13 protein-coding genes are annotated in these 13,774 nt (G+C 72.4%); 9 read left to right on the top strand and 4 right to left on the bottom strand.

Annotated features, from left to right (window positions below):
- Positions 1-36 precede the first annotated feature (36 nt).
- On the bottom strand, positions 37-1,269 hold the full coding sequence (locus LADH09A_RS13140) for a serine hydrolase domain-containing protein (protein ID WP_238645249.1): 1,233 nt from the start codon (positions 1,267-1,269) through the stop codon (positions 37-39).
- 97 nt (positions 1,270-1,366) lie between these two features.
- Here LADH09A_RS13140 and LADH09A_RS13135 point away from each other — a divergent pair, with 97 nt between their 5' ends.
- From LADH09A_RS13135 to LADH09A_RS13125, 3 genes are all read left to right on the top strand, one after another.
- A complete protein-coding gene (locus tag LADH09A_RS13135) occupies positions 1,367-1,960 on the top strand; it encodes a pentapeptide repeat-containing protein (RefSeq protein WP_238645247.1) in 594 nt (197 codons plus the stop codon).
- Positions 1,961-2,102: 142 nt separating this feature from the next.
- Positions 2,103-3,104, top strand: a complete 1,002-nt coding sequence (locus LADH09A_RS13130) for a hypothetical protein (protein ID WP_238645246.1) — start codon at positions 2,103-2,105, stop codon at positions 3,102-3,104.
- A gap of 113 nt (positions 3,105-3,217) precedes the next feature.
- Complete coding sequence (locus LADH09A_RS13125; RefSeq protein WP_238645244.1) at positions 3,218-3,547, top strand: hypothetical protein; 330 nt, start codon at positions 3,218-3,220, stop codon at positions 3,545-3,547.
- Between the two features lie 45 nt (positions 3,548-3,592).
- Here the strand turns inward: LADH09A_RS13125 and dacB are convergent, their stop codons facing one another.
- Entirely contained in the window at positions 3,593-5,176 is a 1,584-nt protein-coding gene (gene dacB, locus LADH09A_RS13120; RefSeq protein ID WP_238645242.1) for a D-alanyl-D-alanine carboxypeptidase/D-alanyl-D-alanine endopeptidase, read from the bottom strand.
- 66 nt (positions 5,177-5,242) lie between these two features.
- On the bottom strand, positions 5,243-5,959 hold the full coding sequence (locus LADH09A_RS13115; RefSeq protein ID WP_238645240.1) for an MIP/aquaporin family protein: 717 nt from the start codon (positions 5,957-5,959) through the stop codon (positions 5,243-5,245).
- A gap of 49 nt (positions 5,960-6,008) precedes the next feature.
- On the opposite strand from LADH09A_RS13115, the gene LADH09A_RS13110 reads away from it, so the two are divergent.
- Positions 6,009-7,142 carry an NAD(P)-binding domain-containing protein gene (locus LADH09A_RS13110; RefSeq protein ID WP_238645238.1) on the top strand — a complete coding sequence of 378 codons (1,134 nt, stop codon included), beginning with the start codon at positions 6,009-6,011 and terminating at the stop codon, positions 7,140-7,142.
- Between the two features lie 195 nt (positions 7,143-7,337).
- On the top strand, positions 7,338-7,619 hold the full coding sequence (locus tag LADH09A_RS13105; protein ID WP_179782354.1) for an adhesin: 282 nt from the start codon (positions 7,338-7,340) through the stop codon (positions 7,617-7,619).
- Between the two features lie 8 nt (positions 7,620-7,627).
- Here the strand turns inward: LADH09A_RS13105 and LADH09A_RS13100 are convergent, their stop codons facing one another.
- A complete protein-coding gene (locus LADH09A_RS13100) occupies positions 7,628-8,692 on the bottom strand; it encodes a beta family protein (RefSeq protein WP_238645237.1) in 1,065 nt (354 codons plus the stop codon).
- A 91-nt stretch (positions 8,693-8,783) separates the two neighbouring features.
- Here LADH09A_RS13100 and LADH09A_RS13095 point away from each other — a divergent pair, with 91 nt between their 5' ends.
- The 4 genes from LADH09A_RS13095 to LADH09A_RS13080 all read left to right on the top strand — a co-directional run bounded on the left by LADH09A_RS13095 (position 8,784) and on the right by LADH09A_RS13080 (position 13,761).
- Positions 8,784-9,671 (top strand): sulfotransferase domain-containing protein, encoded by an 888-nt coding sequence (locus LADH09A_RS13095; RefSeq protein ID WP_238645236.1) that lies wholly within the window; start codon positions 8,784-8,786, stop codon positions 9,669-9,671.
- 237 nt (positions 9,672-9,908) lie between these two features.
- The gene (locus LADH09A_RS13090; protein ID WP_238645235.1) at positions 9,909-10,301 is read left to right on the top strand and encodes a cupin domain-containing protein; all 393 of its coding nucleotides are present in this window, start codon (positions 9,909-9,911) and stop codon (positions 10,299-10,301) included.
- A gap of 48 nt (positions 10,302-10,349) precedes the next feature.
- The gene (locus LADH09A_RS13085; protein ID WP_238645234.1) at positions 10,350-12,149 is read left to right on the top strand and encodes a glycoside hydrolase family 15 protein; all 1,800 of its coding nucleotides are present in this window, start codon (positions 10,350-10,352) and stop codon (positions 12,147-12,149) included.
- Between the two features lie 241 nt (positions 12,150-12,390).
- Complete coding sequence (locus LADH09A_RS13080) at positions 12,391-13,761, top strand: pectate lyase (protein ID WP_238645232.1); 1,371 nt, start codon at positions 12,391-12,393, stop codon at positions 13,759-13,761.
- The last annotated feature ends 13 nt before the right edge of the window (positions 13,762-13,774 follow it).

Raw genomic sequence — 13,774 nt, 5'->3', positions numbered from 1 at the left:
GCCCGTCAACTTTGGTCGACGGGCCCCTACACCGCCTCAGTCGAGCAGCGCCGCGTAGACGAGTTGGCGCAACTGGGAGCGCAGCGGGTAGGTGCTCGACGGCATCAGCTGGGTGAACAGCATCGCGGTGATCTCCTCGGTCGGGTCCACCCAGAACGCGGTGCTGGCCACCCCGCCCCAGTAGTACTCGCCGACGCTGCTCGGCACCCGGCTGGGGATCGGGTCGTCGGTGACCGCGAAGCCCAGGCCGAAGCCGATCCCGTCCAGGGTCGACTCCGCGAAGCCGCCGGTGGACAGGGTGCCCAGGTCCTGCCCGCCGGGCAGGTGGTTGCGGGTCATGAACCGCACCGTGCGCGGCCCGAGCAGCCGGGCCCCGTCCAGCTCGCCGCCGCGTAGCAGCATCTGGGTGAAGCGGTGGTAGTCGGCGGCGCTGGAGATCAGGCCGCCGCCGCCGGACAGCAGGGCCGGCTTGCTGAACGCGAGCGAGCCGAGGGTGTCGTAGCGGGCGGCCCGGCCGCTGCGCGGGTCCGGGACGTAGAGCGCGGCCAGGCGGTCGGCCTCGTCGCCCTCCACCCACCAGCGGGTGTCGGTCATGCCCAGCGGGCCGAAGATCCGGTCGGCGAAGAACGCGTCGAGGCTCTGCCCCGAGATCACCTCGACGAGCCGGCCGAGCACGTCGGTGGCGACCGAGTAGCCCCAGGCCGTACCGGGTTGGAACAGCAGCGGCAGCTTGCCGTAGGCCGCGCAGGCGGTGGCCAGGTCGACGTCCGCCGGCGGGTACAGGTCGTAACCGGCGGCCCGGTAGAGCCCGTCGACCACCGAGGTCTGCATGAAGCCGTACGTCAGGCCGGCCGTGTGGGTGAGCAGGTGCCAGACCCGGATCGGCTCGGTCGCCGGCACGGTGAAGGGCTTCTGCACCGACCCCTTGGAGTAGACCCGCAGGTCGGCGAACTCCGGCAGCCAGCGGCTGATCTCGTCGGTCAGCTCGAACCGGCCCTCCTCCCACAGCATCATCGCCGCGACCGAGGTGACCGGCTTGCTCATCGAATAGATCCGCCAGAGCGTGTCGGCCTCGACCGGGGCGCCCGACTCCCGGTCCCGCAGCCCGTACGTCGAGGAGTGCGCCACCTCGCCGCGACGGGTGACCACCACCTGCCAGCCGGCCAGCCGGCCGTCGTCGACGTACCGGCCGAAGTGCTCGTCGATCCGCGCCAGCCGCGCCGGGTCGAAACCGATCTGATCCGGGTCCTTGCTCCGCCCCACACTCACGCCGCCGAACCTACTCGCCGGTTCGCCCGTACCGGAAGGGGGCCAGCGCCGGCCGCGCCGGCCGCCGGCTGTCGTTGCCGACCACTAGCCTGGCCGGATGCCGGAGCTGACCGAGGACGTGACCTACCGCAACGAGGACTGGTACGGCGAGGAGCTGACCGACCGGCACTTCGTGGGTTGTGAGTTCTTCGACGTGGACCTGACCGAGGCGGTGAGCCGTGGAGCGGTCTTCACCGGGTGCACGTTCGGCAACGTGCGGTTCAACGCGTCCCGGCACGTCGACTCGGCCTTCACCCGTTGCGCGTTCCGGCGGTGCAACTTCTTCGAGGCCGAGTTCACCGGCTGCAAGCTGGTCGGCAGCACCTTCTTCGAGTGCGACCTGCGCCCGTTGACCGTCGACGGCGGTGACTGGTCGTTCGTCGCGCTGCCCGGTGCCGACCTGCGGGGCGTCCGGCTGACCGGGGTACGTATGCGCGAGGTGGACCTGACCCGGGCCAACCTGACCGGAGCCGCCATCACCGGCGTCGATCTGTCCGGCGCCCAGTTGCTCAACGTCCGACTCGGCGGCGCCGACCTTCGCGGCAGCGATCTCACCGCGCTCGACCCGACGGCCGTCGAGCGTGCCGGGGCCGTCATCGACGTCGGGCAGGCCGTGGTCATCGCGCAACTGCTCGGCTTCCGGATCGGCTGACGCCGAGCGGGGCTCCTGGCCTGCCGAAGTGCCGGTTCGCGCGGGCCGGGTTGTCCGGCGGCGTCCGGTTGTGGGCTGGACACGTCCGGCAGTCCGGATCTAGCGTGTCGTCCACGCCGGTACGAACGCGAAACGGCCCACAGTGGACGGTGCGGTCAACGGCGGCCGGGTGGTGGAGTTGGAGGGGTCGGTGGCGGACGACGACGGCACGCGGGCGGATTCGGGTGCCGGGGACGCGCCGGCGAGACACCGCTCGAGTGCCGCCACCTTCGGGCAGACCCGTGCCGTGCTGCGCCGGTTCGCCCGTGCCCGGCAGCGGCGACGGTGGGCGGTGGAGGGTGCCGCCGTACTCGCCTGCCTGGTGGTGCTGGTCGCCTACCTCGGCAGCCGGTCGGGCCCGGAGCCCGGCGACGGCCAGGGGGGCCGCTCCGGCGACGTGACCGCGGGCGCTGCCCGTTCTCCCGGTCTTCCCGCCACCGACGGGCGCACCGGGGAGGCGGGCCCGGCGATGCCAGGCCTGCGTCCGCGTCAGCGCCCACCCTCGCCCGACCCGACACCGTCGGCCAGCGCACCGGCCCCACCGCCGTCATCGCCCGAGGCGTCGGCGCTGTCGGTCAGCCAGGGGGAGATGCCCGCCGAGGTCGACCTCACCGCCGTTGGCGCCCGGGACTGGATGCACTGGGGGCAGCGCGGCGGCACCTCGACCGTCCGCAAGCGCGCAGGCTCCGGGGAGATCACCGACGAGGGCGGTGCCGGCAGACGGGTCGGTTGGGACGGAAACCAGGAGCACGTCCGCTGGTCCGACGGCTCGTCCCAGCGGTCGGCGAGCGACAGTGCCGACGGCGTCTACACCTGCGGCGCCGGCAACGGTTTCCGCCTCGCTGTCGCCGGCAGCGGTGAGGCGCGCACGGTCCAGCTCTACGCCGGCACGTGGATGGCCCGGGGGCGCCTCGAAGCGCGGCTGTCCACCGGTGGGCCGGCTCGGACCTCGGTGCTGGAGGACCCGTACACCAGTAACAGCGCTCAGTTCACCATCCGGTTCACGCTGCCGAAGGGCGCCAAACTGCTGCTGACCTGGACCGCCGAGAAGGTCTTCACCCCGCACTGCGGCAACGTCGGCCTCCAGGCCGTGGCGGTGCGCTGACCGGCCGCTCGCTGTGCGCTCGCACAGCGGGACAGTTTGTCCGTCGCGGACGGTCGAGATGGCCGTAACTTTCTGCTGATCCCACCCGACCATCCAGTGTGGAGGCAGCGGAGATGACCAGTAGTGCCGCCCACCGCGTCCGTGGCGCCACTTCGTCCGGTGCCGGTGAAGCGTCCGGGGAGGTGCTCCGCGACATTCCCCTGCCGCCGTACGTGACGGGTGAGGACACCCAGTTCGCGGTGCGGGCGGTGGTGGTCCACGCCCCCCGGCGATGGTCCGGGGGAGTGGTCTGCCGCAACGATGCCAGCCCGCACCCGTGTCGCCTGCACCGCTGGGGCACCCGGGTGCTGGCCCTGCGCGGGCTGCGGGCCGCCGAGATCGCCGCGCTCATCGAGCGTGGCGACCCGACGGCGGTGATCCCCCCACCGGACCGTCCGGCCTGAGCGCGCGCCCGGCCGGGAGGCACAGCAGTGCCTCCCGGCCGCCGCTCAGCAGGTGATCGGCTTGACCCAGGAGCACTCGACGCCCTCCGGGGTCCGGGGCGTCTCCGGCACCATTGGCGGTGCCGTCCGCGCCGCGGTCGCCCCGTCCTCACGGAACCCGGCCAGGGCCACGGCGATCTGGTCCTCCATCGACTTGACCGACGCCGTCAGGTAGTTGTTCAGCAGGATCGAGAACGCCAACAGGCGGCCGTCGGCGCTGGTCACGTAGCCGGAGAGTCCGGAGACACCGGTCAGGCTCCCGGTCTTGGCGTGCACGTTGCCCGCCGCCGCAGTGCCGGCCATCCGGCTGCGCAGGGTGCCGCCGACGAACCGCTCGGGTTGCCCGGCGATCGGCAGGGCCGCGTACCAGCCCTCGAACCACGGTTCGGCGCGGACGGCGCTGAGCAGGTCGACGAACTCCGCGGCCGGCACCAGATTGCGCCGGGACAGCCCCGAGCCGTCGCGCTGGCGCAGCCGCCCGGTGTCCATTCCGGTGTCGGCGACGTACTCGCTGATCGCGGTCAGCCCGGCCGCCCAGGTGCCCGCTCCGGTCAGCACCCGGCCGATCTCCTTGGTCAGCACCTCGGCATGCCCGTTGTTGGAGAGCTTGAGGAACGGCGTCATCAGCTCGCCCAGGTTCATCGAGTCGTGCCGGGCCACCGGGTGGGCCGTCTCCGGCGTGGGCTGGCCGAGCACGGTCCGGCCGAGCACCCGGACGCCGTGCCGGTGCAACGCCGACCGGAACACGTCGGCCGCGTAGCCGGCGGGCTCCCAGACGGTCACCCAGTCGCTGGCGGGCTCGTCGCCGACGGCGATCTGGCCGGTCACCACGACGGTGTTGCCGCCGTGCTCGCGTTCGATCGAGATCGAGGTCTCGCCCTCGGCGACCGTCTCGGCGCGGTTGTCGACGCGGACGTACCCGGTGGCCGGAGTGGTGCTGACCACCGGCGGGGCACCGGCCCGGCCGGCCGGGGCGGCGTGCACGATCACGGTGCCGGCGTCGTAGTCGGTGTCCGGTGCCACGGTCAGCGCGGAAACCTGGGCGGCGTAGTAGTAGGGCTCGTCGTCCCAGGTCCAGTCGGGGCCGAGCCGGGTGCGGTCGTAGCGGGTGTCGTCGGCGACCAGGTTGCCGGTGACCACCCGTACGCCGTCGGCGGCGACCTGCGCGGCGAGCGCGTCGTAGTCGGCGGCGAGCATGGTCGGGTCGCCGCCCCCGCGCAGGTAGAGGTTGCCGGAGAGCAGACCGGCGCGGCGCTTGCCGCTGGTGCGGACGTCGGTGGTGAAGCGGTGCCCGGGGCCGAGCAGCTCCAGGGCCGCCGTCGAGGTCATCAGCTTGGTGTTGGAGGCCGGAACGAGCCGGCGGTCACCGTTGCGGTCGTAGAGCGTCTGTCCCGTGCTGGTGTCGACCACGACCACCGACGCCTGGGCGCCGGCGAGCCGGGTGTCGGCCAGGATCGTGTCGATGGTGGCGTGCAGTCGGGTCGTCGCGGGGGTGGGCGACTCAGCCGTGGCACCGGGCGCGCCGACGGTGGCCACGGTGGCGACCAGCGTGAGCAGCGCGAGGGCGCGGGGAAAGTGACGGCGATACATGCGCTGATGCTGCCACGAAGGTATTCGCCGGAGAAGAGTGCCGCGCGAAAGTTACTGCCGCGTTAGCTATGTCGGCCGGCCGACCGACTTCTCGTGCCCACCCCAGTAGTGCCGCTGCGCCCCCATCACCAGTGGAGCGACCAGTGCGGCGAGCGCCCCGCCGATCAGCGGGAAGACGATGAACACCCAGAGCTGCCGCAGGGCCACGCCGCCCTCGAAGACCGCCGGGCCGAACGCTCGGGCCGGGTTGACCGCGGCCCCGGTGAGCGTCACGCCCACCAGCTGGGTGGCGGCGAGGGCCAGGCCGATGGCCACACCGGCGGTCCCCGGATTCTCGCTGCGGCTGGTCACCACCAGGACGACCAGAACGAAGAGGAAGGTCAGCACGATCTCCAGCACCGCCGCGCCGCCCCGGTTGATGTGCGCGCCGTACCCGTTCGTGCCCAGTGCCCCGGTCTGGTCCGCGACGTCGCCCCAGCGCGTCAGGCCCCAGAGCAGGAAGGCGGCCACGGTCGCGCCGACGAACTGGGCGATCCAGTACGCGACCGCACCGAGCAGCGAGATCTTGCCGGACAGCAGCACGCCGAGCGTCACCGCCGGGTTGACGTGACTGCCGGAGAGTGGGCCGATCGTGTAGACGAGGGCGAGCATCACGAACCCGAAGGCCAATGCGACCACCACCACGCCGCCCTGAACCCGCGCGGCCACCGCGCTGCCCACTCCGAAGAAGACCAGCAGCAGGGTGCCGAGAAACTCGGCCGCGTACCGACGGAAGTCGCTCATTCACTCAGCGTATGTGCAGGTCAGGTGGTCGTCGCCGAAATGGCGGTCTGTGATCGGCGCGACCGCCGGGAACGGGCACAGCGGTGACGAACGCGGCGTTGTAGACGGCGTGGACACCCACTCCGCGGACGTCGTGGTGATCGGCGCCGGCCAGGCCGGCCTGAGCGCCGGCTACCACCTGCGCCGCACCGGCTTCCCGCCCGGCAGCGGCTTCGTCATCCTCGACGGCGACGACGGGCCGGGCGGAGCCTGGCAGCACCGCTGGCCGACACTGGTCTTCGACCGGGTGCACGGCTTCCACGACCTGCCTGGGCTGCCGCTCCCGCCCGCCGAGCCCAAGCGCCCGGCGGCCGAGCAGGTGAGCGCCTACTTCGCCGCGTACGAGAGGGCCTTCGAGCTGCCGGTGCGGCGGCCGGTGCGGGTCCGTGCCGTGCGCTCCCGCCCGGACGGGCGGCTGGACGTGGAGACCGACCAGGACCGGTGGGTCGCCCGGGCCCTGATCAACGCGACCGGCACCTGGACCCGGCCGTTCTGGCCGCACTACCCCGGCCGGTCGTCGTTTCGGGGCCGGCAGTTGCACACGGCCGACTACCGGGGCCCGGCCGAGTTCACCGGCCTGCGGGTGGTGGTCGTCGGGGGCGGCACCTCGGCCGTGCAACTGCTCGGTGAGGTCTCCACGGTCGCGGCGGCCACCACCTGGGTGACCCGCCGACCGCCGGAGTTCCGGGACGAGGAGTTCGGCGCGGAGCTGGGCCGTGCCGCGGTCGCCCGGGTGGACGAGGCGGTCCGGGCGGGCCGCCCACCGGGCAGCGTGGTGGGCGTGACCGGGCTGCCGGTCACCCCCGAGGTACGCCGGCTGCGGGAGCGGGGTGTCCTCGACCGGCTACCCGTGTTCGACCGGATCACACCCGACGGGGTGGCCTGGGCGGACGGGCGGAACGTGCCGGCGGACGTGATCCTCTGGTGCACCGGCTTCCGCGCCGCCATCGACCATCTCGCCCCGCTGGGCCTGCGCGCGCCGGGCGGCGGTATCACGATGGACGGCACCCGGGTGGTCGCCGACGAGCGGGTTCACCTGGTCGGGTACGGCCCCTCGGCCAGCACCATCGGCGCCAACCGGGCCGGCCGCGCGGCGGTCAACGAGATTCGCGCCTGGCTCGCCCCGGCCCCCGCACTCGACTGACCTGGCTCTATTTGACGGATCGTCGGGCAGCGGGCACGGTGGAGGTGACGGGGCCGTCAGCTGCCCCGATCCCGATGCGACGGCGATGACCGTTCGCCCCTCCTGTCGCCTCCCACGTGCGCTCGTCCGCGGGCCGACTGTCCGGTCTGCCCGTGAATCCGACCGCGAGCCGAGAATCCACGAGGAGTTCCGCCCATGCTCACCATGACCGACAACGCTGTGCTCGTCATCCGTGACCTCGCCAACCAGCAGGACGTCGCCCAGGACGGCGGGGTCCGTATCGCCGCCGACACCGAGGCGGGCTCGCTCACCGTGGAGCTGGTGCCCGAGCCGGCGCAGGGCGATCGGGTGGTCGACAACCAGGGTGCCCGGATCTTCCTGGACGAGGATGCCGCCGAGCTGCTCGGCGACGCGTCGGTGGACGCCACCGTCGACGACGAGGGCATCATCCAGTTCGGCTTCACCGAGAAGCAGTAGCAGCGGTTTCACCGAGGCGCTCGCCCCCGCTGTGACGGACCCGGCCGGGGGCGCCAGCTCGGCGGCGTGTCGTCGTCCGGGCGCACCAGCGTCGCGAGTACGTACGCCAGGTGGTGGGAGGTGCTCCACGCCGCCCAGTTGGCGGCCGAGCCGGCACCGGCGCCCCGCCGGGCGCGGCGCAGCAGCTCGTGGTCGCCCCAGGAGAAGGCCGCGCCGGCGCTCGGCCAGTGCGGCGCCGACACCAGCGTGCGGCACAGGTCGGCGAACCGCTCCTCGCTGCGGCCACCTCGCCGCGCCCAGCGGTAGACCCACCAGCTGCCGTCGTCGGTGTACCGCACCGTCGGCAGCCGGTCGCCGGGGTCGCCGGTGCCGGGCACGGCCGGGTGGACCCCGTAGTCGCCGTAGCCGACCCCGGCGTCGGCCAGTCGTTGCCAAAGTTGCCAGTCCCAGCGGTCCAGCCGGATCGGCTCGTCGGTCGGCAGCCGGGACAACGTCGGCGGCATCCCGCCCGCCGCCACCGTCACGGACCGCCAGGCGTGCCGGCGCGCCCAGTCCAGCAGGCGACGCACCCGGGGCTCGGCCGACCGCACATCCGCCGGGCAGCACACGTCCCCGGCGTCCACCAGCAGGTCGCACTCCTCGGGGGCGAGGGCGGTGTGCCGCCAGACCCGTTCCACCGCGGTGGTGCTCCCGTCCGGCCCGGCCCGGTCCTGGCCGGCTCGCAGGCGGACCAGCGCCCGGCCGTGCGCCCGCGCCGCCGCGCCGTGCACGACCAGCCGGTGGTCGCTCTCCGCGAGCCCGATCACCGGCACCAGGGGTACGTCCCAACGGCCCAGTTCCGTCGCGGGTGTGTCCGGCAGCGCGCTGACGTCGACGGCCGGCACGAGCCCGGGCGGCAGCCGGCGGACACTGTCCATGGTGGACCTGTCGATCGCGCCGACCTCCAGGATCGGGGCGACCAGGGCGGCGGCCGTGGGGTCGAGGTGGCTCAGAGCGTCCAGCTCGCCTCGTCGGCAGGCGAGGATGGGGCGGTAGACCGGTTCCGCCGCCCGGCTCCCGTGGGCGGGCACCATACTTCAATCTAGCCAGGCATGGGCATGTCTCACAGGCTGTGGAGTCGCAATTCGGCTGCTGGGCTGTCGGCTCCGCGACTACGCTGCTCCGATGCCCACGCCAGCCCACCGTTACCGATCCGACGACGAGGACAGCGCCCGATGGGTCGGCTTCCCCTTCCGCGACGGCGACATCGTGATCAGCACCCGCTCCAAGAGCGGCACCACCTGGATGCAGATGATCTGCGCGCTGCTGGTGCTGGGCACCCCGGAGCTGCCGGCGCCGCTGAACGTGCTGTCGCCGTGGCTGGACTGGTTGGCCGAGCCGCAGGACGCGGTGTACGACCGGCTGGCCGCGCAGCCGCACCGGCGGTTCGTCAAGACACACACTCCGCTGGACGGGGTGCCGCTCGACCCCCGGGTGAACTACGTGGTGGTGGCCCGGCACCCGCTGGACATGGCGGTCTCCCTCTACCACCAGGCCGGCAACCTCAACCGGGTGCGCCTCGCCGAGCTGACCGGCCAGCCCGCCCCGACCGGGCCGCCGAGGAAGCGCCTCCCGCTGGAGCAGTGGTTGCCGAGCTGGGTCGACCAGGAGGTGGATCCGCGTACCGAACTGGACTCGTTGCCCGGGGTGATGCTGCACCTGCGCGACGCCTGGGCCCGGCGGCACGAGCCGAACATCGCGCTGGTGCACTACGACGATCTGCTGGCCGACCTGGGTGGTGAGATGCGGCGGCTCGCCGACCGTTGGGGCATCCCGGTCGCCGCCGAGCGGTGGCCGGAGCTGGTCGAGGCGGCCACCTTCGGGCGGATGCGGGAGCGCGCCGACCGGCTCGCCCCGGACTCGCTCGGTGTGTTGAGCGACCGTCAAGCCTTCTTCCGCCAGGGCCGCTCGGGGCAGGGCCGCACGCTGTTGGACGCGTCCGCGCAGGCCCGCTACCAGGAGCGGGTCTCGGCGCTGGGCCCAACCGACCTGCTCAGCTGGCTGCACCGCTAGACCCACAAGAGCGCGCGGCGCCGCTCGACCGTGGTCGGGCGTCGCCGCGCTCTGGCCGTCTCCCACCACCGCAGCCGTTCGGCGGTACGCCGGCGGGGACCTGGCTCGACCGGCTGTTCGTGCCGGTCCTGGTCCTCGATCCCCGGTCCGCCCGGAACCAAACCTGCGGACCGTGGGGAATTCCACCATTCGCGAGTCCCGGCGTGGCGTGCCGCCGAACGGGGTATGAGCGTGGGCATGGAGCATTTCACGATCGCGACCGTCGCCGAGAAGAGTCCGGATTTCCGGCGGGTGCTGTGGACCGGTGAGCACACCCAGTTGGTCATCATGACCATCCCCGCCGATGGGGAGATCGGCGAGGAGGTGCACGAGGGCATCGACCAGATCCTGACCTTCGTCAGCGGCGTCGGCGAGGCGAAGGTCGGCGGCAACACGCGGAAGGTCGCCGCCGGGGACCTGGTCGTGGTCCCGGCGGGCACCAAGCACAACTTCGTCAACACCGGCCCCAACCCGCTGGTGCTGTACACGGTCTACGGTCCGCCGGAGCACGCCGACCAGGCCGTGCACCGGACCAAGGAGGAGGCCGACGCGGCCGAGGCGGCGGGCGAGGACGAGCCACCGACCGAGTGACCGGCACGGCAGCGGCCTGATCGGGGCCGATGCGGGTACCCCCGGCGGGTGGAGCAGCAGCCGCCGATCTCCGACTACGGGTTCCTCTCGGACTCCCGTTCCGGGGCGTTGGTCGGCAAGGACGGCTCGATCGACTGGTGGTGCCCGCACCGGTTCGACGGGTCGGCCGTGTTCGCGCGGCTGCTCGACCCGGGAGCTGGCCACTTCCGGCTGGCGCCGGTCGGGGTCGGTGGTCCGGGGTTCCGGGTGGAGCGCGCGTACCTGCCGGACACGTTGGTGCTGCGGACGGTGCACCACACGCCGCACGGCAGCGTGGCGGTCACCGATGCCCTGGCCGCCGAGGTCGGCGCCCGTGCCCACGAGCTGGGCAGGAATTCACCCGCCGTACTGATCCGGGTGGTCGAGGGGCTGTCCGGCCGGGTACGGATGGCGCTGGACTTCGCGCCCCGCCCGGAGTACGGCCTGCTCACGCCGTACCTGCACGAGCAGCCGGACGGCGGTGTGCTGGCCGGTGCCGGCCCGATCGTGCTGATGTTGCGCGCCGGGGGCCTGCACCTGCGGGCGAGTACCGACCGGGTGACCCAGGAGTTCGAGGTCTCCGCCGGTCAGGTGGTCGGGACGGACCTGGCCTTCGGTGCGGCGTACGGCGAACCGCCGGCCCGGGTGGACCCGCTGACGACCCTCGCCGAGACGACACAGGCCTGGCAGGCGTTCCGGGAGACACACGGGTACTCCGGCCGCTACCCCGAACTCGTCAAGCACAGCTCGACCGTCCTGACCGGCCTCACGTACGCCCGCAGTGGCGCGGTCGCCGCCGCGCTGACCTCCTCGCTGCCCGAGCAGATCGGCGGCGACCGGAACTACGACTACCGGTACTCGTGGTTGCGGGACTTCTCGCTGACGATGCGGGCGCTGTGGGTGGCCGCCTGCCCCGACGAGACGTCCCGGCTGTTCGCCTGGGCGACCCGCTCGATCGGCCGGATCGGCGACGAGCCCGTGCCGGTGCTCTTCGGGCTGGAGGGCGAGCGCGATCTCTCCGAGCACCACTGCCCCCATCTGCGCGGATACCGCGACAGCCGGCCGGTGCGGGTCGGCAACGACGCCTGGCGGCAGCGGCAGCTCGACGTGCCGGGTGAGGTGATGTCCGCGGTGTGGCGGCTGCGCGACTACCTCGGCGCGACGTTCGAGGACGAGTTGCGGGAGATGGTGCTCGGCCTGACCGAGCAGGTGGCCAAGACGTGGCGTCTGCCGGACCGGGGTATCTGGGAGACCCGGGACGAGGAGCGCCACTACGTCTCGTCCAAGGTGGCCTGCTGGCTCACGATGGACCGGGCGGTGGGGCTCGCCGACCGGCTCGGCGATCGGGCCGACCCGGGTCGCTGGGCCACGATCCGCGACGAGATCCGCGACACCGTGCTGCGTGAGGGGTGGAACGACCGGATCGGGGCGTTCACCGGCGCGTTCGGGTCGGCGGAACTGGACGCCTCGGTGCTCGCCCTGCCGGTGACGCACTTCCTTCCGGCCACCGACCCGCGGATGCGCTCGACCATCGCGATGGTCGAGCGTGAGCTGGGCACCGAGGACGGACTGCTGCGGCGGTGGACGACCGACCCGGCCGGATTTCTGCTGTGCTCGTTCTGGCTGGTGGAGTGTCTGGTGATGACGGGTGAGCAGCAGCGGGCCGAGGCGCTCTTCGAGCGGGTCGTCGGGTACGCCAACGACCTGGGCCTGTTCAGCGAACAGATCGACCTGTCCACCGGTGCGCAGCTCGGCAACACCCCGCAGGCGCTCTCGCACATCGGGCTGATCAACGCGGCCTGGCGGATCACCCAGCCGGACAGCTACTGATCACCGCGAAATCCTGCAACAGACCTGCAAACGCCAGGCATTGACGTCGATGTGTGCGCGGTCCTAGCCTCGAAGGAGCGGGAAAGCCCTTTCCCATGGTCTTTGACCCCGCTTCACCCCGCTTCGGTCCGGGCATCCGACGGGGGCGCGCACCGATCCCAGGCGACGGCCGCACGCCGTGCCGCCACGTCCCCGAGTGGACGCCGAGGGATCGCCACCACATGCGTCAAGGAGGACACCTGTGCAGAAGAGACGACTTCCCGGCCGTCGGCCACTACTCCTGGCCCTGGGCGCCGGCGTGACCGCCGCGGCTCTCACCGCCAGCATGACCTCGGCCTTCGCGGCCACCGTCTTCAGCGACGACTTCACCGACGGCAACACCTCCGGCTGGTCCAAGTCGGGCGGCACCTGGACGGTCGACGGCTCCGGCGTGCTCAACCAGTCCAACGCCGGCAGTGAACTGGCCCGGCAGTTCGCCGGTCAGACCAGCTGGACCGACTACTCCGTGCAGGCCCGGGTCAGGCCCGCGAGCTTCGGCTCCTCCAGCGCCCTGGTCGGGCTGGCCGCACGGTCGGCCAGCAGCACCAAGATGTACCGGCTGGCCCTGCTCGGCTCCGGTCGGGCCGAGCTCCAGGCGGTCAACGGCAGCAGCGTCACCGCGATCGGCTCCGCGGCGCTGGGCGTCGGCACCGGCACCTGGTACACCCTGCGCATCGAGACCAGCGGCAGCACCATCCGGGGCTTCGTCAACGGCACGCAGATCGCGTCCGGCAGCAACAGCCTGGCCGGCGCGGGCCGCATCGGCCTGGTCACCGCGTACGCCAGCGGTGGCTTCGACGACGTGACCGTCGACTCGTCCGGTGGCGGCACCCCGACCACGCCGCCGCCGACCACCACCCCGCCACCCACCACCACTCCGCCGCCGACCACCACACCTCCGCCGGCTGGCTGGCCGACACCGACCAGCAGCCAGAAGGTCGACGCCACCATCACGGTCTCCGGCTCCTTCGACGGCGGGCTCAAGCGCTACTACGGCATCGGTGACGGCGGGCAGAGCGAGAGCCAGGACCCGATGTTCGAGCTGGCCGCCGGCGCCACCCTGCGCAACGTCATCATCGGTGCTCCGGCCGGCGACGGCGTGCACTGCGAGGGCAACTGCACCCTGATCAACGTCTGGTGGGAGGACGTCGGCGAGGACGCGGCCACCTTCCGGGGCGGCACCACGTACACCGTCGACGGCGGCGGCGCCCGCTCGGCCAGCGACAAGGTTTTCCAGCACAACGGCTCGGGCACCGTCCACATCAAGAACTTCCGGGCGGAGAACGTCGGGAAGCTCTACCGGGCCTGCGGCAACTGCTCGACGTCGTACCAGCGGCACGTGGTGCTGGACAACGTGACCGTCCGCAACACCGACGCGATCGCCGGCATCAACACCAACTGGGGTGACACCGCCCGGTTCAGCCGGATCACCATCGTCGGTGACCCGGACCGGGAGACGTCCATCTGCGTGAAGTACAAGGGCGTGCCGAAGGGCAGCGAGCCGACCGAGATCGGCGAGGGCGCCGACGGCGTCAACTGCCTCTACTCGTCCTCCGACATCACCTACCAGTAGGTCGACACGGTGA

Origin of the sequence: Micromonospora cabrerizensis, from assembly GCF_022230955.1 — a bacterium.
GTDB lineage: Bacteria > Actinomycetota > Actinomycetes > Mycobacteriales > Micromonosporaceae > Micromonospora > Micromonospora cabrerizensis.
The sequence above is the reverse complement of the archived record's forward strand: the minus strand, read 5'-3'. Positions and strand labels throughout refer to the sequence as shown.

Bases quoted from the DNA above. Each gene is read 5' to 3' on its own strand.
- LADH09A_RS13095 (WP_238645236.1), top strand. From the start codon at position 8,784: ATGCCCACGCCAGCCCACCGTTACCGATCCGACGACGAGGACAGCGCC.
- LADH09A_RS13125 (WP_238645244.1), top strand. From the start codon at position 3,218: ATGACCAGTAGTGCCGCCCACCGCGTCCGTGGCGCCACTTCGTCCGGT.
- LADH09A_RS13115 (WP_238645240.1), bottom strand. From the start codon at position 5,959: ATGAGCGACTTCCGTCGGTACGCGGCCGAGTTTCTCGGCACCCTGCTG.
- dacB (WP_238645242.1), bottom strand. From the start codon at position 5,176: ATGTATCGCCGTCACTTTCCCCGCGCCCTCGCGCTGCTCACGCTGGTC.
- LADH09A_RS13090 (WP_238645235.1), top strand. From the start codon at position 9,909: ATGGAGCATTTCACGATCGCGACCGTCGCCGAGAAGAGTCCGGATTTC.
- LADH09A_RS13135 (WP_238645247.1), top strand. From the start codon at position 1,367: ATGCCGGAGCTGACCGAGGACGTGACCTACCGCAACGAGGACTGGTAC.
- LADH09A_RS13100 (WP_238645237.1), bottom strand. From the start codon at position 8,692: ATGGTGCCCGCCCACGGGAGCCGGGCGGCGGAACCGGTCTACCGCCCC.
- LADH09A_RS13105 (WP_179782354.1), top strand. From the start codon at position 7,338: ATGCTCACCATGACCGACAACGCTGTGCTCGTCATCCGTGACCTCGCC.